The 19,408-nt window shown below is 63.7% G+C and carries 18 protein-coding genes; 8 read left to right on the forward strand and 10 right to left on the reverse strand.

What is annotated here, in order from left to right:
- Positions 1-10: 10 nt before the first annotated feature.
- A complete protein-coding gene (locus D3242_RS00935; protein WP_064983036.1) occupies positions 11-1,780 on the reverse strand; it encodes an acyl-CoA dehydrogenase family protein in 1,770 nt (589 codons plus the stop codon).
- Between the two features lie 214 nt (positions 1,781-1,994).
- Here D3242_RS00935 and D3242_RS00940 point away from each other — a divergent pair, with 214 nt between their 5' ends.
- Both D3242_RS00940 and D3242_RS00945 read left to right on the forward strand, forming a co-directional pair.
- On the forward strand, positions 1,995-2,231 hold the full coding sequence (locus D3242_RS00940) for a hypothetical protein (protein WP_064983566.1): 237 nt from the start codon (positions 1,995-1,997) through the stop codon (positions 2,229-2,231).
- Between the two features lie 134 nt (positions 2,232-2,365).
- Positions 2,366-3,478, forward strand: coding sequence for a glycoside hydrolase family 25 protein (locus D3242_RS00945; protein WP_038645377.1), 1,113 nt, complete (start codon positions 2,366-2,368; stop codon positions 3,476-3,478).
- A gap of 17 nt (positions 3,479-3,495) precedes the next feature.
- Here D3242_RS00945 and purD read toward each other — a convergent pair whose 3' ends face one another.
- Together purD and D3242_RS00955 are read right to left on the reverse strand one after the other, a co-directional pair.
- Positions 3,496-4,773 (reverse strand): phosphoribosylamine--glycine ligase, encoded by a 1,278-nt coding sequence (purD, locus tag D3242_RS00950; protein ID WP_019856953.1) that lies wholly within the window; start codon positions 4,771-4,773, stop codon positions 3,496-3,498.
- Between the two features lie 154 nt (positions 4,774-4,927).
- Positions 4,928-5,749, reverse strand: coding sequence for a phytanoyl-CoA dioxygenase family protein (locus D3242_RS00955; protein WP_064983037.1), 822 nt, complete (start codon positions 5,747-5,749; stop codon positions 4,928-4,930).
- A gap of 90 nt (positions 5,750-5,839) precedes the next feature.
- Between D3242_RS00955 and D3242_RS00960 the strand changes: the two genes are divergently transcribed.
- Positions 5,840-6,751, forward strand: coding sequence for a LysR family transcriptional regulator (locus D3242_RS00960; RefSeq protein ID WP_064983039.1), 912 nt, complete (start codon positions 5,840-5,842; stop codon positions 6,749-6,751).
- A gap of 68 nt (positions 6,752-6,819) precedes the next feature.
- A complete protein-coding gene (ubiA, locus tag D3242_RS00965) occupies positions 6,820-7,803 on the forward strand; it encodes a 4-hydroxybenzoate octaprenyltransferase (protein WP_064983041.1) in 984 nt (327 codons plus the stop codon).
- A 196-nt stretch (positions 7,804-7,999) separates the two neighbouring features.
- On the opposite strand, the gene D3242_RS00970 is transcribed toward ubiA, so the two are convergent.
- The 3 genes from D3242_RS00970 to D3242_RS00980 all read right to left on the reverse strand — a co-directional run bounded on the left by D3242_RS00970 (position 8,000) and on the right by D3242_RS00980 (position 11,166).
- Positions 8,000-8,566, reverse strand: coding sequence for a DUF6101 family protein (locus D3242_RS00970; protein ID WP_019856949.1), 567 nt, complete (start codon positions 8,564-8,566; stop codon positions 8,000-8,002).
- A 184-nt stretch (positions 8,567-8,750) separates the two neighbouring features.
- Positions 8,751-10,181, reverse strand: a complete 1,431-nt coding sequence (locus D3242_RS00975; RefSeq protein WP_064983043.1) for an FAD-binding oxidoreductase — start codon at positions 10,179-10,181, stop codon at positions 8,751-8,753.
- Positions 10,182-10,212: 31 nt separating this feature from the next.
- Positions 10,213-11,166, reverse strand: a complete 954-nt coding sequence (locus tag D3242_RS00980; protein ID WP_064983045.1) for an L-threonylcarbamoyladenylate synthase — start codon at positions 11,164-11,166, stop codon at positions 10,213-10,215.
- A 216-nt stretch (positions 11,167-11,382) separates the two neighbouring features.
- Here D3242_RS00980 and D3242_RS00985 point away from each other — a divergent pair, with 216 nt between their 5' ends.
- Positions 11,383-11,784, forward strand: a complete 402-nt coding sequence (locus D3242_RS00985; protein WP_064983046.1) for a hypothetical protein — start codon at positions 11,383-11,385, stop codon at positions 11,782-11,784.
- 182 nt (positions 11,785-11,966) lie between these two features.
- The gene (locus D3242_RS00990; RefSeq protein ID WP_027046609.1) at positions 11,967-12,356 is read left to right on the forward strand and encodes a hypothetical protein; all 390 of its coding nucleotides are present in this window, start codon (positions 11,967-11,969) and stop codon (positions 12,354-12,356) included.
- Positions 12,357-12,433: 77 nt separating this feature from the next.
- Here the strand turns inward: D3242_RS00990 and D3242_RS00995 are convergent, their stop codons facing one another.
- Together D3242_RS00995 and glyS are read right to left on the reverse strand one after the other, a co-directional pair.
- Positions 12,434-12,778 carry an ATPase gene (locus D3242_RS00995; protein WP_064983048.1) on the reverse strand — a complete coding sequence of 115 codons (345 nt, stop codon included), beginning with the start codon at positions 12,776-12,778 and terminating at the stop codon, positions 12,434-12,436.
- 197 nt (positions 12,779-12,975) lie between these two features.
- Positions 12,976-15,354 carry a glycine--tRNA ligase subunit beta gene (glyS, locus tag D3242_RS01000; RefSeq protein WP_064983050.1) on the reverse strand — a complete coding sequence of 793 codons (2,379 nt, stop codon included), beginning with the start codon at positions 15,352-15,354 and terminating at the stop codon, positions 12,976-12,978.
- A gap of 194 nt (positions 15,355-15,548) precedes the next feature.
- On the opposite strand from glyS, the gene D3242_RS33420 reads away from it, so the two are divergent.
- Positions 15,549-15,725 carry a hypothetical protein gene (locus D3242_RS33420; RefSeq protein WP_019856943.1) on the forward strand — a complete coding sequence of 59 codons (177 nt, stop codon included), beginning with the start codon at positions 15,549-15,551 and terminating at the stop codon, positions 15,723-15,725.
- 3 nt (positions 15,726-15,728) lie between these two features.
- On the opposite strand, the gene D3242_RS01005 is transcribed toward D3242_RS33420, so the two are convergent.
- A complete protein-coding gene (locus tag D3242_RS01005) occupies positions 15,729-16,673 on the reverse strand; it encodes a glycine--tRNA ligase subunit alpha (protein WP_019856942.1) in 945 nt (314 codons plus the stop codon).
- Between the two features lie 204 nt (positions 16,674-16,877).
- On the opposite strand from D3242_RS01005, the gene D3242_RS01010 reads away from it, so the two are divergent.
- Positions 16,878-17,339 (forward strand): GNAT family N-acetyltransferase, encoded by a 462-nt coding sequence (locus D3242_RS01010; RefSeq protein ID WP_064983052.1) that lies wholly within the window; start codon positions 16,878-16,880, stop codon positions 17,337-17,339.
- Positions 17,340-17,449: 110 nt separating this feature from the next.
- Here D3242_RS01010 and D3242_RS01015 read toward each other — a convergent pair whose 3' ends face one another.
- Positions 17,450-19,225, reverse strand: a complete 1,776-nt coding sequence (locus D3242_RS01015) for a tetratricopeptide repeat protein (protein ID WP_027046608.1) — start codon at positions 19,223-19,225, stop codon at positions 17,450-17,452.
- Positions 19,226-19,408 lie beyond the last annotated feature (183 nt).

The raw sequence follows: 19,408 nt of genomic DNA on the forward strand, positions 1-19,408 counted from the left end.
CTAAGAGAATTCAAGCTGATATCAGCGCCTTGCCGGCGGCAGCGAGGCTCTCCGCGCCGTCGATGACACGCTCCTTCAAGGCGCGTGCCTCGCCGAGCAGGTTTTCGGCGAAGAAGCGGCACAGGGCGATGCGATCCTGATCGGCAAGAGCGCCGCGCGCCAGATAGGCGCCGCCGGCGGCAAGCGAGATCAGCCTGAGATACGGCGTCGCTCCCGCCAGCACCTCTTCCATCCGGCCGTCGGCCGACGGTTTCTGCAGGAAGCGCGTCGCTTGCGTCAGGTCGCTAAGGGCTGCGTCGAGAGCATCGGCGGTGCGGCCGAAACCTTGCAGGTTTGAGGTCCGCACGGCGTTGGCGACGGCGGCCAGTTCGCCGATGAAGCCATGCACATGTTCGCCGCCGCCGAGCGGCAGCTTGCGGGTGACCAGATCGATCGCCTGGATGCCGTTGGTGCCCTCGTAGATCGGTGCAATGCGCGCGTCGCGGTAGAAGGCTGCTGCACCGGTTTCCTCGATGAAGCCCATGCCGCCATGCACCTGCACGCCGAGCGAAGCCACCTCGACGCCGACATCGGTCGAAAACGCCTTGGCCAGCGGCGTGAGCAGGTTGGCGCGATCACGCCAATGCACAGCCTGATCACCATCCGAGACGCGCGCCATATCGATGGCATGGGCGCAGGAATAACTGATCGCCCGCGCCGTCTGCGTCAGCGCCTTCATGGTCAGGAGATTGCGCTGCACGTCGGGGTGATGGACGATCGGCGCCATGCCGGCGTCGGCATAATCCGCCGCCTTGCCCTGGCGGCGCTCATTGGCATAGGCAATCGCCTTCTGGGTGGCGGCTTCCGCGACCGCGACACCCTGCATGCCGACGGCCAGGCGGGCATTGTTCATCATGGTGAACATGCAGGCGAGACCCTTGTTTTCCTCGCCGATCAGCCAGCCGATGGCGCCGGGTCCGGCGCCCTGGAAACCGTCGCCATAAATCATGGTGCAGGTCGGCGAAGCATGGATGCCGAGCTTGTGCTCGAGGCCGGAACAGAAGACGTCGTTGCGGGTGCCAAGCGAGCCATCATCGTTGACGAAAAATTTCGGCACCAGGAACAGCGAGATGCCGCGTGTGCCGGTGGGCGCATCGGGCAGCCGAGCCAGCACCAGATGGATGATGTTGTCGGTGAAATCGTGCTCGCCATAGGTGATGAAGATCTTCTGGCCGAAGATGCGGTAGGTGCCGTCGCCAGCGGGCTCGGCGCGGGCGCGCAAGGCGGCGAGATCGGAGCCCGCCTGAGGCTCGGTCAGGTTCATCGTGCCCATCCATTCGCCGGAGACGAGCCTTTCGAGATATTTCGCCTTGAGCGCTTCGGAAGCGTGCTTGTCGAGCGCTTCGACCGCGCCCATGGTCAGCGTCGGGCCGATGCCGAAGGCCATGGCGGCCGAGTTCCACATTTCGAGCGCGGCGACGCCCAGCATGGTCGGCAGCGCCTGGCCGCCATACTCTTCCGGCCCCGACAATGCGTTCCAGCCGCCATTGATCCAGCGGCGATAAAGCTCCTTCCAGCCGCGCGGCATGGTGACGGCGGCATCCCTAAGCACCGCACCTTGCTCGTCGCCGATCTTGTAGAGCGGTGCCACCTCCTCGGTGGCGAAACGGCCGGCCTCGCCAAGGACGGCGTCGACCAGGTCCTCGCCGAGATCGCCGAACCTACCGGCATCAAGGGCGGATTTCATGCCGGCAACATGCTTCAGCGTGAACGCGATATCCTCGACCGGTGCCCGATACATGCCGCTCGATCCTCCTGATGCACCGGCCTCGCCAATCCTAGAGCCGGCGCGGCTGCAAAACCATCCGCCTTTGGGCGGTCTCCGCGTTTCTTTTTACGTAAACGTCAAACTTTGTCACGTGGATTTTGCAATCGCGCCGGCCTGTATTAAATTCGATAGGCGCCGCATCAAGCCGACCGGCGACAGACCAGAACCAGCCGACCGGAACAAGCCCATGCTCGCCAGACCCGACGCCTATCGCTGCATCGAATGCGGCTTGCCTTACCGCGCGACAGGGTTTTGGCATCATGGCGGCCAGTTGGAGCACGGTGCGGCCTACTGGTCGGATCGCGGCATATTGTGCTCGCCGCAATGTTCTCTTGCCCACCACCGCAAGCGCGCCGCCGAAGGCACGCTGCAGCAGGAGCCCGCGCCCGATCCGTTTGAATTTCAGCCCTTCAGCCGGCGCTAGCTTCCCAACGGCCTCTGCATCGAGAAGCATTTCCTTAACCATAGCGGTTCACCATCGGTGTTTGATCAACGGGGACCCCCTGTTTGAAAACGCCGGCGCACCTTCTTCGCCGCTCAGCGATCGCTCTTGCGGCGATGATGGCGCTGATATCGGCGTCAAAGGCTTCGGATTTCTCCGAGCCGTGGAAGAACGCCGACCGCGCGCTGGTGATCGACGCCTACGAATACAATTCCATCGATTGGGCGCAGTTGGCCACCGACAAGCGCATCGCCGCCTTCATCAACAAGGCGTCGGACGGCATGCCGCCGCCCTATTTTTGTTTCGGCAGCGACACCGACGTGAAGCTCTGCAAGGCGCTGTGGAAACGCCATGCGGTGACGCGCGAACTGTTTCAGACGCGCCGGGTCGTGGCCAAAGCGCTGGGACTGAAATGGGGCGCCTATCATCTCGCCCGCCCCGGCAATCCGGTCGAGCAGGCCAATAATTTCCTCGATTTCGCCGATCCGGCACCGGACGATCTCATGGCGCTCGACATCGAGGGCATCGATCCCTCGCAATGGATGTCGCTCGACGATGCGGAGGAGTTCGTGCGCCAGGTGCATCGGCGCATCGGCCGCTTCCCGGTACTCTACACCAACGGCAAGACCGCGCAGTACATCGCCGACAACCGCTACAAGTACCGGCTCTTGTCGCGGCTGCCGCTTTGGTACGCACGCTACAAGCCTGATATCGACGTGCATTTTCCGATGGGCAACTGGCAGGGCTACGCGCTCTGGCAATTTTCCGCGCAAGCCAATTGCGGCCGCTTCCGCTGCCCCTACAGGGTGGCCGGCACGCCCAATGACATCGACGTCAACGTCGTGCCGGCGGATGCCGCCATGCTGCGCCAGCAATGGCCCTTTGGCGGGCTCATCGACGTGCCATCCGACTATCTTGCCAGCGTGCCGGTGCCGCTGTCGCGCGAAGCAGCGCTCGCCGGCAAGACCACCCTCATCTATGCGGATGTGGCAACGCCGCCGACCTTCGAGGAAATGGTCGCGGTCCTCGGTTCGCGCTGGTCCAAATTCCGCGACGGGTTCCGCATGCCCGTTGTGAAGACGGTGCCGCGCAGGCCGGGCTTCGGCATCGTGCAATATGTCGCCTGGAAGCGGACCGGGCAACGCTCACCCGAGCAGTTGGACGCCGCGCTTGCCGCGGCCGACCCCGTGAGCACCGGTTCGACCGAAATCGATCGCGGTCAGCCGTAGGCCGCCGCTCCGAAATCTCAGCTCGCCCGCTCGCGCGCCACGGCCTGCCAGCCGATGTCGCGGCGGCAGAATCCGTCCGGCCAATCGATCCGGTCGAGCGCGGCATAGGCCCGCTTCTGCGCCTCGCCGACCGTGGCGCCGGTGGCGGTGACATTGAGGACGCGGCCGCCATTGGCGACCAGCGCGCCGCCGTTGATGGCGGTGCCGGCATGGAAGATCTGGACGCCTTCGCCCGCCGCTTCCCCGACGCCGCGGATGACCGAGCCTTTTTCCGGCGTGCCGGGATAGCCCCGCGCCGCCATCACTACGGTGAGTGCTGCCTCATCGCGCCAGCGTATGGACGTGTGCGCCAGCTGACCGTCGACGGCGGCATTGAGCAGCACCAGCAGGTCGTCCTTGAGCCGCATCATCAGCACCTGGCATTCCGGATCGCCGAAGCGGGTGTTGTATTCGATCAGCTTCGGCCCCTTGTCTGATATCATCAGCCCGGCAAAGAGAATGCCGGCGAAGGGCGCGCCAAGCTCGGCCATGCCGCGCATCGTCGGCTCGATGATCTCGCGCATGGTGCGCTCAATCATTTCCGGCGTCATCACCGGCGCCGGGGAATAGGCGCCCATACCGCCGGTGTTGGGGCCGACATCGCCGTCGCCGACACGCTTGTGGTCCTGTGCCGTGCCGAAAGGCAGCGCGGTCGTGCCGTCGCAGAGGCAGAAGAAGCTCGCCTCCTCGCCGGTCATGAATTCCTCGACCACCACCTCCGCACCGGCTGCGCCGAAGGAGCCCTCGAAGCAGGCATCGAGGGCCGCCCGCGCCTCGTCCAGCGTCATGGCGACCGTGACACCCTTGCCGGCGGCGAGCCCATCGGCCTTGATGACGATCGGCGCACCCGTCTTTTCGACATAGGCCTTGGCCGAGGCCAGATCGTTGAAACGGCCATAGGCGGCGGTGGGGATGTCGTATCGGGCGCAGAGGTCCTTGGTGAAACCCTTGGAGCCTTCCAGCCGCGCGGCGGCCTTCGAAGGCCCGAAGACGCGGATGTTTTCGGCGCGCAAATCGTCCGCGATACCGGCGACAAGCGGCCCTTCCGGACCGACGACGACGAGGTCGATCTTCTTCTCCCGGCAGAAGGAGGCGACAGCGGCGTGGTCGGTGATATCCATCTTAACCAGTTCGGCCTCAGCGCCGATGCCGGGATTACCGGGGGCCGCGTAAAGCTTGGTCAGCAGCGGCGAGGCGGCGATCTTCCAGGCAAGCGCATGTTCGCGGCCGCCGGAGCCCAGAAGAAGAACGTTCATGGCCACCTCTTGATGCTAACCCTGGAGAGCACCCGCTATTGCTCTCCGGGCGACGGGTCAAGGCATCAGGGTGTTTTGATCCGAATTGCGCACGGGAACGTTATCCCCGGCCGAATATGGGCGCCGAATTCCGGCGCCCATATTCTGGCCCGCTTCAGCCGGGAAAGACCACCGGGAACCAGTCTTCGCGCAATTTCTGCCCCGGCCGCATGCCATGGCCGTGATAGGGCGGCGAGGTACGACCCGGCCGCTCGACATAGTGGGCATCGTCGCCGACCCAGCGCAGCGACAGCGCCCGGCGCCGCGCCGCGGTTAGATTGCCGCGCGCGCCATGCGCGGTGCGGAAGTCGAACAGGATGGCGTCGCCCGGCTCCATCTCCCATTCGAGCACTTTCATCGACGGGTCGTTGTCGGGATCCGGCACCGGCAAATAGTCGCCTTCGCCGGCATAAAAATTGCTGTCGTCGAGCCAGCGCACGGGCAGGATCATCTTGTCCCATTTGTGCGAGCCGGCGATCAGGCGCAGCGTTGCCTCCTTCACCGGATCGATGGGGATCCAGAAGCTGACCGTCTGCTGGCCATCGACGAAGTAATAGGGGATATCCTGATGCCAGGGCGTCGGCTTCTGCGTGCCGGGCTCCTTGACCAGAACGTGATCGTGGAAGAACTGCGCGGTGCGCGACTGCATCACCGCCGCCGCCAGTTCGGCGGCCGGCGACTTCCGCACCAACTCGACGAATTCGGGAATGCGCTCCCAGTTGCAGTAATCGTCGAAGAAACTGCCGCGGCCATTGGCGATGTCGGACGTGGTGGCGCTGCGGTTTTGCATGTTGCGCTCGATGCCGGCGGCAATCGTGTCGACCCAGCCCTTGAACGCGCCGCGGATACAAACCGCGCCGTCACGCTGGTAGTCGGCAATCGTCTCCGCATCGATCAGGCTGGTGTCGATGGCGCGGGCAGCAGTCTGGGGAGCCATGGTGTCCTCCTTTCAGGATCGGGACGACTATCGCAACCCGCATTCATTCAGTAAAATAATAACTTCTCATCTGATACATAGAATCAGACTATGAGAATCAGCCTCACCCAATTGCGTTATCTGGTCGCTGTCGCCCGCCACGGCAGCGTCACCGGCGCGGCCAGGGCGTTGAACATTTCGCAGCCCTCGATTTCGGTGGCGATCGACGCGATCGAAAAGGATTTCGGGCAAAAACTGTTCGTGCGCCAGCGCGGCAGCGGCGTCTCGCTGACCTCCTTCGGCCGCGTCGTCGTGGCCAAGGCAAAACAGGTTCTTGCCGAGACCGACGAACTGATGAGCCTGGGGGCGGGCAATTCGGCCGTCGGCGGCGAGTTGGTGCTTGGATGTTTCGAGGATCTGGCGCCCTATTTCGCGCCGGGTCTGATCCGCGCTTTTTCCGAACGCCATCCAGACGTCACGGTGATCGTTCGCGACGAAACGTTCGAGACGCTCGGGCGGCGTCTGACGGATGCCGCCATCGATCTCGGCCTCAGCTATGATCTTGGCCTGCCCGCGCATTTCGCCCGCATCCTGCTGCACGAGCTGCGGCCGCATGCATTGCTGCCGGCAGGTCATGCGCTGGTGGACTATCCCGAGGTCAGCCTGGCGGATCTGGCGGCCTATCCGCTGATCACGACGGACCAGCCGCACAGCTGGCAGCACATGCTCGACCTGTTCCGTGGCCGTGGCCTCTCGCCGGGGGCCGACAGGGCGACAAGCTCGTTCGAACTCCAGCGCAGCATGGTAGCGAACGGATTTGGCGTCGCCGTCAGCTACACCCGCCCGCACGGCGACCGCAGCTATGATGGACTGCCCCTGATCTGCAAGCCGCTGTCGGATCCTCTGCCGATGCAACGCATCATCCTCACCTATGACACGCATCAGCGCGTGTCGAACGCGGCACTGGCATTTGTCGAGACGGCGAAGGCCTGGTTTTCCACGCGCGACATCTTCGCGTCGTGACGGGTTGGCGGCCGTCCCTCGGCCGCTTGCCGCTTGACGGTTTCGGCGGCTGCTGCCACTCCATAGGCATGGAAACCATCCAGTCGAAAGCGGCCCAGGGCCGTGTTGCCGATGCACCGAACGGCCATTGGGTCTATCGCGTGCTGCCGCGCGCGGTTTGGCCCTATGCGCAGCTCGCGCGATGGGACAGGCCGATCGGCTGGCAATTGCTTTTGTGGCCGTGCTGGTGGTCGGCGGCGCTCGCGGCAAGCGCCTATCCCCGCCCCGGCGACCCGCTGCTCTCGCTGCTGCCGGCGCCATTGTATCTCGTGCTGTTCCTGGTCGGCGCCATCGCCATGCGCGGCGCCGGCTGCACCTATAACGACATCGTCGACGAAGGCATCGACAACCAGGTCGAACGCACCCGCTCGCGTCCGCTGCCATCGGGCCAGACCACACGCCGTCGGGCCTGGCTGTTTCTTGTCCTGCAGGCCCTGGTCGGCCTTGCCGTGCTTCTGCAGTTCAACAGCTTCGCCATCCTGCTCGGCATCTGCTCGCTGGTGATCGTCGCTATCTATCCATTCATGAAGCGGATAACCAACTGGCCGCAACTGTTTCTCGGCCTTGCCTTTTCCTGGGGCGCGCTGATGGGATGGGCGGTCGAGTTCGGCGATCTCGATGGCCCCGCCATCATGCTCTATATCGGCTCGATCCTGTGGGTGATCGGCTACGACACGATCTATGCGCACCAGGACAAGGAAGACGATGCCATTGTCGGCGTGCGCTCGACGGCGCGGCTGTTCGGCGACAACACCAAGGCGTGGCTGGCCGGGCTTTATGGCGGCACCCTGATCTGCTTCGCCATCGCCTTCGCCTCGGCGCAGGCGCCCGTTGTAGCGCTCGCCGGACTGATCGCCGCCGGCGCCCACATGGCGCGGCAGATCACGGTTCTGGATATCAACGATCCGGACCAATGCCTGCGGCTGTTCCGGTCGAACAACCAGGTCGGCTGGCTGATCTTCCTCGGCCTGATCGGCGGCGCATTGTGGGTGGCGCTGAAGCCGCTGGTGTAGTCTTCCTTCTCGCCGTCACTATACGGGGAGAAGGTGGCGGCAGCCGGATGAGGGGCAGCGCCAACCTTCAAGGTGAGAGGTTCAGCGGCGACACAACTCAACTAAGTCTTAAGGTAGTGACCAAACACTCAGGTCGGCGCTGCCCCTCATCGCCCTGCCGGGCACTTCGCCCCGTATAGTGACGGGGAGAAGAAGGCTAGTCGCGTGAAATGATCTCCTGGCCGTCGATGACCAGCCTGAGACCGAGGTTGCCGGCCCTGCGGCGGGCAAGGAAGCGCGGGCGGCGCGTGTTGGAAACGCGGCCCTTGCGGCGATCCTGCGGCGGCAGCGTCTTGATGGCGGCGCCGAGCGATTCTTCCAGGGTGCGGGCGACGCCGTCCGATTCGATCAACAGCATCGGCAGGCGGTAGGCATCGGCCCAGGCGCGCCAGTCGGCGGCGACATCGTCGAGATCGTCGGCCACCAGCAGCGGCACCGACAGCATCGGATCATTGTGCAGGAGTTCCAGGGTCACCGTGACATTGCCTTCCGGATCCTCCATCGCGCGGGCGGCGACGCCGCGGAACGCATTGGCCGGCAGGGCGATGATCGCCGGTAAGCCGCTCATCTCGAGCATGCGGCGGATCACGGCGCCACGGTGGTCGATGGTGAACGTCACGTCGCCATAATCGTCGCGCGTGGCGTAGCTGACCATCTGGGGCAGTCGGAATGGGTCGAGGCGCATGTTGCGTCCCGCCCAGACTGGCTTCAGTCCGGTGTTCATAGAGTGCCTTCCTGTCTGTCTCCTGAGAGCCGGTGTCCGGTTCTCTCCGGGCCAGTTTTCCCGGCCTCGTTATGGGGAAACAGTAGCGCGGGCTCCTTACCGCCGCGCTTAAGAAAGTCGGTTAAATTTTGCTGATCTCAGGGATGGTTATCGGAATGCCACCGGCCACAAGATGTTGAAAGGATCAGATAACCTTACCGGGATTCATGATGCCGGCGGGATCAAAGGCAGCCTTTACCCGGCGCATCAGATCGATGGCCATCGGCGGCGCCGTGGCGATCAGTTCGTCGCGCTTCAACTGGCCGATGCCGTGCTCGGCCGAGATCGAACCGTGAAAGGAGCGCACGACATCGTGCACCGCCTTGTTCATAGGATGGTAGAGGGCGAGAAACGCCTCGTCGTCGCCATCGACGGGCCGCGAGATGTTATAGTGAAGATTGCCGTCGCCCATGTGGCCGAAGCAGACCACGCGGGCGCCGGCACTGACCGACGCCACCGCGCCTGCGGCCTCTTCGATGAAGCGCGGGATCGATGCGATCGGCACCGAAATATCGTGCTTGATCGAGGCACCCTCCGGCTTCTGGCATTCGGGCAGCGTCTCGCGGAAATTCCAGAAAGCGTCGCCCTGGGCAAGGCTGGCCGCGACCACCGCATCGCCAACGATGCCTTGCTCGAGACCATCCGCCAGCACCTCCTCGATCAGTTCCCGGCCATCGGCTTCCGAGCGGCCGGAGGAAACCTGCATCAAGACATACCAGGGCCAGTCGTCGGCCAGCGGCCGCACGACACCTTGACCATGCCTGAGCGTAAAATCGTAAGGTCTCTTACCGATCAATTCGAAGGCGGTCAGCGAAGCGCCGGCGCGGTCCATGGCCAGGCTGAACAGCGACAGTGCCGCTTCGGCAGACGACAGGCCGGCGAACGCGACCTCACGCCCCTTCGGCTTCGGGAACAGCTTCAGCACGGCGGCAGTGATGATGCCGAGCGTGCCTTCGGCACCGACGAACAGGTCCTTCAAATCGTAGCCGGTGTTGTCCTTCTTCAGCTTGCGCAGATCGTCGAAGACCTCGCCTGTCGGCAGCACCACTTCGACACCGAGGCAGAGTTCACGCGCATTGCCGTAGGCCAGCACGCCGGTGCCGCCGGCGTTGGAGGAGAGGTTGCCGCCGATCTGGCAGGAGCCTTGCGCGGCGAGCGACAGCGGAAACAGCCGGTCGGCGGCGTCGGCCGCTTCCTGCAGCGTCTGCAGAATGACGCCGGCCTCCGCCGTCACCGTATTGGACAGGACGTCGATCTCGCGGATGCGGTTCAGCCGCGACAGCGACAGGATGATCTCGCGGCCGGATCTGTCCGGCACCTGGGCGCCGACCAGCCCGGTGTTGCCGCTTTGCGGCACGACCGGCGTTCCGGTCTCGGTCGCCAGCCTCATGATGCGGCTGACCTCGTCGACACTGCCCGGCCGCAGCACCAGCGACGTCGCGCCATGCCAGAGCCCGCGCCGCTCGATAAGATAGGGCGCGATGTCCTGCTCATCGCGCAGCGCGTATTTGTCACCGACGATCGCCGCAAAGCGGTCGATGAGAGCGGGATCGAGTTTTTGCAAAATTTCGGTCATGCGGCAAAACTATGTTGTGGGGTGTGCGTTGTCACCGGGGGGCGGCTGCACGCGAGAGCCGGTCGTTGATGGCCTCGCCAAGACCATCAACGGGAATCTTCTCGACAGCGATGGTGCGCGCGCCGCTGCGATCGAGTTCCTGCATATAGGCGAAAAGGTTGCTCGCCGCTTCACGCAGGTCACCGGATGCTGACAGGTTGAGGAAGGTTGTAGCATTGCGCCAGCCTTCGGCCCGCTGTCCGCCGAAGCCGAGCAACGCCTCGCCCTCGCCGACCATTCCGGCATTGAGCCGCATGGCAGCACCTGGCGCATAGTGCGAGGCGAGCATGCCTGGCGCCTCGATGCCCGCCCCTCCACCGCGCAACAGCTCCATGCCGATGGCCGCCTCGATCTCCTCGGCGGCAATGCCGCCGGGCCGGAGCAGGCGCACTCCTGCCCCTTCGGCCTTGACGATGGTCGATTCCAGCCCGACCGGCGTCGCGCCGCCATCGACGACCAGCTTGATGCGGGCGCCGAGATCGGCCGCCACCGCTTGTGCCGTCGTCGCGCTGATCCTGCCGGAAGAATTGGCGCTGGGCGCGGCAAGCGGCCGGCCGAGCTTTGCGATCAGGTTGCCGCCAAAGCCCCTCGGCATGCGCAAGGCGATCGTGTCGAGCCCGGCCGTGACCAGCGGATGGATGCCGTTGCCAGGCCGCTGCGGCAGCACCAGCGTCAGTGGACCCGGCCAGAACGCCTGCGCGAGTTTCTTCGACAGCGGATCGAACAGGGCGATGCGCTCGGCCATGGCCATGTCGGCGACATGGGCAATCAGCGGATTGAAGCGCGGCCGCCCCTTGGCCTCGAAGATACGCGCCACGCCGATGCCGTTGGTGGCATCGCCGGCAAGCCCGTAGACGGTTTCCGTCGGGATGGCGACGACATCGCCGCCCTCAAGCAAAGCCAGCGCCCGCTCCAACGCCTCGCCGACGGCAAGTATCTCAGCCACTCTCGTCACCTCGCAGATGCCGGCTGCGTAGTACGATGGCGGCTGTTGGGCAAGCCGGCTGTTCGGCAAGAGAAGGTCTTGGCGATTTATCAATCCCTAAAATGCTATGTTTGTGCGAAAGCCGGCATCAATTCCGGCCTGCTATTGAGCAGCTTCTGGGCAAGGGGAGCTATATCAGTGTCTGTGCGCGTATTGCTGGGAATAACTCTGGCCACGATGGCCAGCGGAGCTCAGGCCTCGTCCCTGGTCTTTCCCGGCGCCCCGGCCGCGACGCCCTCCATCCTGGTGCTGAAGGCGGCTGATATCAAGGCAAGCGATGTGGTGTCCGTCGTCGCGCTCGGCGAGCCCGACGTCACCTATGAGAAGGTTGCGGCGATCCCCAACGCGCCCGAGGCACGGCACGGCTTCATGCCAAGCCCGATGATCATCCGCGGCGGCATCGTCGGCGGCGATTTCTCGACGCCGACGCAAGCCAAGGCACCAGCCGCGACCACCGCTGCGGCTCCGGCCCCGGCCCAGGCGACCGCCTCGGCGGCTCCGGCGTCGGGCACGCAGAGGAAGCCGGCCGCACCGGCAGCCGCACCGAAGCCCGTTCCCGGGGTCGGCAAGGTCAAGTAGCGGCCACGAATTGCTGGACTAGTCAGCTCGTTGACAGCTTGATGGTGCCCTGCGCACCATTGTCGCGCGAGTTCGTGCCGGCATATCTGGCTGCTCGAAGCCGCCGCCTGAATTTGGTCAAGCGATTCAGGAAAAGGGGTGGCTCTGGCAGACGAGCTTCGTCGTTTCAAAGGGGGTTGATCATGAGACTATCCAAGACCGTTACCGTGGCCGGGCTTCTGCTGGCATCGCTGCTGGGCGCCGGTACAGCGCAAGCCGATGACATGCTGGGGTCCTATGTCGCGCGCATTTCCGATCGGGATCATCAGGCGAGCGACGGCTATGCGCTGGACAGCGCCGCGCAGATGGTGCGGCAGGACCGCGCCAACTGGCACAAATTCCATCGCCGCGACAGCGACGATGAGGGTGATGCCTGGTTCAGGACCAACGACCAGCGCGCCGATCTGCAGCGCATGCTGGAACGTCCCGGCGCGATGAGTTCGTCGACCAAGCGCGCCATCGTCAATGGCGAACCTCTGATCCAGGTCGACGTCTACGAGGACAGCGTGCGCGTCAGCATCCTGGAGAACTGACAAGCGCCCGGGAAGACGGATAAAAAAGGGCGGCGCCGATGCGCCGCCCTTCTTCTCGACAGAGCCGGATTGAAATCTCAGGCCGCTTCTTCCTTGTCGTCCTCGTCTTCCTCGGACGCGCTGTCTTCGGATTCTTCGTCGCCTTCGGCCTTCACGGCGTCGTCAGCGTCGTCCTCGTCTTCGTCGTCATCGCCCGAGAGCTTGGCGGCTTCAGCGCCGTCTTCGTCAGACTCTTCGCCGTCTTCGTCTTCTTCTTCGTCGTCGCCATCTTCTTCGTCGCCATCCTCCTCGTCGTCAGAGTGATCGGCGGCATCGACCGCCGTGGCAGCGGCATGGTCGAGGACGGTTTCGGAAGCGGATTCAAGCGCCTCGGCGGCGGCCGAGGTTTCTTCAGTCACTTCGATGTCGTGATCGGAATTCATGGAAGCCTCCGTTGGGTTGGGGAACATGTCCCTTTTGCCACGGAGAGATCATCGTCATATGACTGTAAGCCGGCTCGAACGGCCGGCTCGCAGATATTTTTCTCAGGCCTGCGACCTTTTTATCTGAGCATGATCGCCGGACAAACGAAAACCGTTTGTCCGAGAAAACCGGCACCAACTTTTTTGGATCATGCTACTCAGCCGGCGATTTTCGCGAAGTCCGCGACCTGACCGGTGGCCGCACGGATGCGAGCGAGCAGCGCCAGACGATTGGCACGTACGGACAAGTCCTCATCATTCACGAGAACATGCTCAAAGAATGAATCAACAGGTTCGCGCAACGCGCTAAGCGCCAGCATGGCGGCGGAAAAGTCTTCGTTTTGAATCGCTTCGCCGGCTTGCTTCTCGGCCTGATTCACCGCCGAAAACAGCAATTTCTCCGCATTCTCCTTGAACAGAGCCGGCTCAACGGTTTCGGCGACAGCCGTTTTCTTCTTCTCCTCGGCGGCCAGGATGTTGGCCGCGCGCTTGGTGCCGGCAAGCAGGTTCTTGCCGTCCTCGGTGTCGAGGAAGGAGCCGAGCGCTTCGACGCGGCGGACGATCTGCAAGAGATCGTCGGACTGTGGGGTGATGACGGCGTCAATGAGGTCGTGTCGGGCGCCCTGGTCGCGGAGGTAGACTTTCAGGCGGTCGTGGAAGAAGGCAACGAGGTCGGCGATGAATGGCGACAGCGATGTATTCAGCTCCATCAGACGCTGGCCATCGAAGAACTCTCGCTCCTGATCGGCGGAGCCAAAAGTTTCTGCACTTGCGTTGGCCAGCCCGCCTTTCAACAAGTTGGAAATCAGGCCTGCTTCCGACAACAGCTGGCTTGTCCCCTTGTAATCGCGAATGCGGGAATCGAGCATCGCGACCACGCCACGGCTGTCTGCGCCCTCGCCTTTTTGTTCGTATACAGCGAGGGCCGACGAGACCGCGGCCGCAATGGCAACGCCCAGCGAAAGCTTGAGCTTGTTTTCCAGAATGGTCCTCACCACGCCCAGCGCCGCACGACGCAGAGCATACGGGTCCTTCGACCCCGTCGGCTTTTCGTCGATGGCCCAGAAGCCGACCAGCGTATCGAGCTTGTCGGCAAGCGCGACGGCGACCGACACCGGATCGCTCGGCACGTAGTCGGACGGGCCTTGCGGCTTGTAATGTTCCTCGATGGCCGCGGCCACGGACGGGTGCTCGCCTTGGAGCAGCGCATATTTGCGGCCTATGGCGCCCTGCAATTCGGGGAATTCGCCGACGACTTCAGTGGTGAGATCGGCCTTGGCGAGAACCGCCGCGCGAGCGGCGAGAGCTGGGTCAGCACCGACGGTCGGCGCCAGTTCTTCGGCGAGCCGCCTGATCCGCTCCACCCGCTCGCCTTGTGTGCCGAGCTTGGCGTGGAACGTCACATTGAGATGGTCGAGCCGGGCCATGCGCTGGTCGAGCGGCTTTTTCAGGTCGAGGTCAAACTTTTTCGCCGAGGCTTCGAGCCGGCCCAGATCAGGCAGATCGCCCTGGTCGGTCGTCCAGAAATAGAGCGCGTCGGAGAGGCGGGCGCGCACCACCTTGCCGTTGCCGTGCGCGATCTCCTTGCCACCGTCCCTGGCCTCGATGTTGGCGGTGAGGATGAAGCGGTTGGACAGCGCTTCGCCTTCACCTTGCGGTCGGGTGACAAAGCACTTCTGGTTGGCGCGGATGGTCAGCCGGATCACCTCGGCCGGAATGGCGAGGAAATCCTCTTCGAACTCGCCCATCAGCACGACAGGCCATTCGACGAGACCGGACACTTCCTCCAACAGCCCTTCATCCTCGACCAAATCGAGCCCATTGGCGAAAGCGAGGTTGCGGGCGTCGGCAAGGATGATCTCCTTGCGCCGGTCGGCGTCGAGCACGACCTTTGCCGCTTCCAGCTTGCTCACATAATCGTCGAAGCGGCGTACGGTGATTTCGCCCGGTGCCAGGAAGCGGTGGCCGTAGGTGATGTTGCCGGAGCGGATGCCGTCGATCTCGAAATCGACCACGACCGGCTCCTCGGTTTCCGGGCCGAAGGTGCACAGGATCGATTGCAGCGGCCGCACCCAGCGCAGCGAGCCCGGCTTGGCCGAGGCCGGTCCCCAGCGCATCGATTTCGGCCAGGGGAAATTGCGAATAATGCCCGGGACCAGTTCCGCGATGATCTCTTCGGCCGCCCTGCCCGGCTTCGAAATGTGGGCGACATAGAAGTCGCCCTTCTTCGGGTCGGAATGGACATGCGCCTCGGCGACCGAGGACAGCCCCGCCTTGCGCAGGAACCCCTGGACCGCCTGCTCGGGCGCCGTCGTCGATGGTCCCTTGATCTCTTCGCGGATGTCCTTCGAGCGCGCCGTCAGGCCCCTGATGTCGAGCGTCAGGCGCCGCGGCGTCCAGTATTCGCGCGCCGCCTCATAGGTCAGCCCCGCCTCGACCAGACCGTCGGTCAGCATCTTCTTGAGATCACCCGCCGCCTTGCGCTGCATGCGGGCGGGGATTTCCTCGGAGCGAAGTTCTAGAAGCAGGTCGGGCATAGGGTCAACTCATGCGGGAGAGTGGTCCGGGCGGGGCATAGCAACTCGGCTGGCCGCTGTCACCCTTTCCGGAAATTTTGGCTGCCCTGTCGGGACGCGGCACCCCAGTCCGTCCTTGGATCAAAGATTTCCATGAACCGAACGCAGCGCTGAAGCGACCCACGCTCAGGCAGGGAACTATTGGCTGAACGACCATGAAAACAGCATCCAGACTTCTGCAGATCCTCGCGCTCAGCGCCTGCTTCACCGCGCAGGTCCATGGCGCCTTCTCGATGCCGGGTGTTCGGCAGGCATTGCGGACAATGGCTGGCCCGAGCGGCCAGATCCTGTCACCGATCAACGCTTCCCTCGAAACGATGAGGTCTGCCTGAAGCTCAGGCAGCCAATCCACCCGCCTGCGTCTTCAAAAACGCCTCGCCGCAGGCCTTCGCCAGATTGCGCACCCGCAGGATGTAGCTCTGCCGCTCGGTGACCGAGATCACGCCGCGCGCGTCGAGCAGGTTGAAGACATGGCTGGCCTTGATGCACTGGTCGTAGGCCGGAAAGACCATCTTGTGCATCGGCAGATTGTCGTTCGACGCCGGCGCTCCGGCCTCGAGCAGTGCCTTGCACTCAGCCTCGGCGTCTTCGAAATGCCTAAGCAGCATCGCCGTGTTGGCGTATTCGAAATTGTGGCGCGAATATTCCTGCTCGGCCTGCAGGAAGACATCGCCATAGGTCACCTTGTCGGCACCCTCACGGCCGTTGAAGTTGAGATCGTAGACATTGTCGACGCCCTGCACGTACATGGCCAGCCGCTCCAGCCCGTAGGTCAGTTCGCCCGCCACCGGCGCGCATTCGATGCCGCAGACCTGCTGGAAATAGGTGAACTGCGAGACTTCCATGCCGTCGCACCAGCATTCCCAGCCAAGCCCCCAGGCGCCCAACGTCGGGCTCTCCCAGTCGTCCTCGACAAAGCGGATGTCATGCAGCAGAGGATCGACGCCGATCGCCGCCAGTGAGCCGAGATAGAGCTCCTGCAGGTTCGGCGGGTTCGGCTTCAGGATCACCTGGTACTGGTAATAATGCTGCAGCCGGTTCGGGTTCTCGCCATAGCGGCCATCCTTGGGGCGGCGCGAGGGCTGGACATAGGCGGCGTTCCAGCGACGCGGCCCGAGCGCGCGCAGCGTCGTTGCCGGGTGAAAGGTGCCGGCGCCGACCTCCATGTCGTAGGGCTGGAGGATGACGCAACCATAGGCCGCCCAGTAATTGTGCAAGGTCAGGATCAGCCCCTGGAACGAGCGGCTGGGGTGCACATGGGCAGGGATTTCAATCGTCACGGGTGGCCTCGACAGCAAAGGCTAGCTTGCCGGCACGTCCTAGAGACACGGCGGCGAAGCGTCAAGCAAGGGCACGCCGGATGCGAGCCTCCATGGGTATGCCGCGCGGTGTTGAAGGTTTGCCGAGGGCTGGCCCATTGCCGACCTCGGGGGCCTGAGGTCTGTTCGTTCCTACAGTCCACATCAACGACGATAGGTCCAGCCATGCCGAGTTCCATCATCGTCCGCCTGGTCACGCGACAGGATTTCGATCGGTGGCTGCCGCTGTGGGACGGCTACAACGCATTTTATGGCCGCTACGGCGAGACGGCGCTGGCGAGCGAAATCACGGCGATGACATGGTCGCGCTTCTTCGATGCCTATGAACCGGTCCATGCGCTGGTGGCCGAAAGCGAGGGAAAGCTCCTCGGCCTTGTGCACTATCTCTTTCACCGCAGCACGACGGCGATCGCCCCGAACTGTTATCTGCAGGATCTTTTCACCACGGAGGCTTCGCGTGGCAAAGGCATAGGCCGGGCGCTGATCGAAGGCGTCTATGAGCGGGCGCAGGCCGCTGGCTCCGGACGGGTGTATTGGCTGACGCACGAAACCAACCAGACCGCGATGAAGCTCTACGACAAGGTCGGCGAGCGCTCCGGCTTCGTCGTCTACCGGAGGCTATTCTAGGGTCTGCTGATATTCAGGTGATGCCGGCCTGACCTGAATCTCAACAGCCCTAGACTGGAAACGAAAACGGGGCACCTAAAGAAGCCCCGTTCGCATTCAAACATCCGATCTCAGCCCTTCGGGACAGGCACCGGCTCGGGCTTGACCTTGGGTGTCTCCTGCGCCGTGTTGGATTCGATCGGCGGCAGGCCCTTCATCAGCTTCTGCTGCAAGGTGGCCAGCACGTCGGGATCGGGCTTGAGGTCGCGGGCCTGATTCCACTGGAAGGTGGCTTCCAGCTTGCGGCCGACGCGCCAGTAGGCGTCGCCGAGATGGTCGTTGAGAACCGGATCTTCCGGCTTCAGCGATACGGCGCGTTCCATCTCGCGCACCGCGTCATCGAAGCGGCCGAGGCGGAAATAGGCCCAGCCCAGGGAATCCACGATGTAACCGTCGCTCGGTCTGAGGTCGACGGCCTTCTGGATCATCGCCAGGCCTTCCTTCAGGTTGGTGTTCATGTCGACCCAGGAATAGCCTAGATAGTTCAGCACCTGCGGCTGGTCCGGCTGCAATTCCAGCGCCTTGCGGAAATTCGGTTCGGCCTTCGGCCATTCCTTCAGCCGCTCATAGGCGATGCCGCGCTGATAGAAGATGTTCCAGTTGGCAGCGGTCGGCGTCTTCAGCGCCTCGACGGCCTTGTCGTAGAGGTTGGCGGCCGAGCGGAAATCCTCCTTCGAGGAATAGACCCCGCCAAGCGCCAGATAGGCGCGCATGTCGTTGGGATGAGCCTCGACGAAGGCCTTCAGATGAGTGATCGCCTCGTCATGGCGGTCGAGATCGGCAAGGTTGAGGCCAAGCTGCAGGTCCGAAAGCTCCTTCAGCGGCGAAGAATCGGGAATCCGCCGATAGAGCGCTATGGCACCCTCGCCGTCCTTCAGCTGCTCGGCGACGGCAGCGAGTTGCACGAGAGCCGCGTCGCTGTCGGGCCGCAGGGCGAGCGCATATTGCAGATAAAGGCGAACGAACGGCTCGCCGCCGCCCCGGTTGAGCGCGGTGGCAAGGTCGAGCAGGATTTCGGAAGCACCGTCGGACGGACCGGAAACGAAGGGCGCGATCTTGTCGCCCTTGCTGATCCTGTCGCGCAAGGCGACGATTTCGAGCTTACCCGGCGAAAACGCCTCGGCCTGGTCGAGCACCGAGATCGCCTTGGCCTTGTCGCCCTTGCGGGCCAGGAACGAAGCATAAGCCTGCGCGTTGCGCATCCAGGTTTCGGGCGCGGCACCGCCGGCGGCGGTATCCTGCATCGTCGCGGCGTAGATCGCCTCGGCCTTTTCGGGCATGTTGGAGGCATCGGCGATCAGGGCGCGGTGGAAGGATTTGAACAGGCCGAACCAGTCCGGGCCCTGAAGCTTGTCGATCGAAGCCATCGCGTCGCCGGCTTGGCCAGCACCCTGTTCGGCCCAGCCGGACATCACGCCGGAGATCAGCCGGTCAAGGTCGGATTCCAGTGACAGCTTCAGCCAGTACTGTGCCTTGGTGAAATCCTTCTTGTGGAAAGAATCGACGGCCAGCGCCAGGCGCGAGAAGCGCTCGACATCGGGCACTTCCTTGAGCTTGTCGGCATAGACCAGGGATTCGTCGAAGCGGCCTTGCGCGATCAGCGACAGCATCAGGCTCTGCTGCAGGCCGGTGTCGCTCGGATCGAAGGCCAGGGCCTGCTTGTAGTAAGCGATGGCGCTGTCGAGGTCGTTGTCGCCTTCGGCGATCCGGGCTGCCAGATAGGCGCCCGAGAACGACGAGATCTTGACCGGTTCGGTGGATTGCTTGGCATAGGCCGGCAAAGCCGAAATCGCCATGCCCGTCACAATTGCCAGCCTTGTCAGCCAGCGCGCACGTCCTTGCTGCATCGTATCCCTTTCAGCCAGGCGCCATCTCCGCGTCAGCGGGATCGACGTAGACTCGATCTTTCCGGGCAAAGCATGGCCTTTTTGGGGTCGCGCTTCAATCCGCCTGAAATTCACAATCGAGGCAGCCGATTAACAAACCATAGCTGGAGGTGATTTTCGACTGGGGAAAAGCCGGCGTCAAGG

It is taken from the genome of Mesorhizobium jarvisii (assembly GCF_003601985.1).
Taxonomy (GTDB): Bacteria; Pseudomonadota; Alphaproteobacteria; order Rhizobiales; family Rhizobiaceae; genus Mesorhizobium; species Mesorhizobium jarvisii.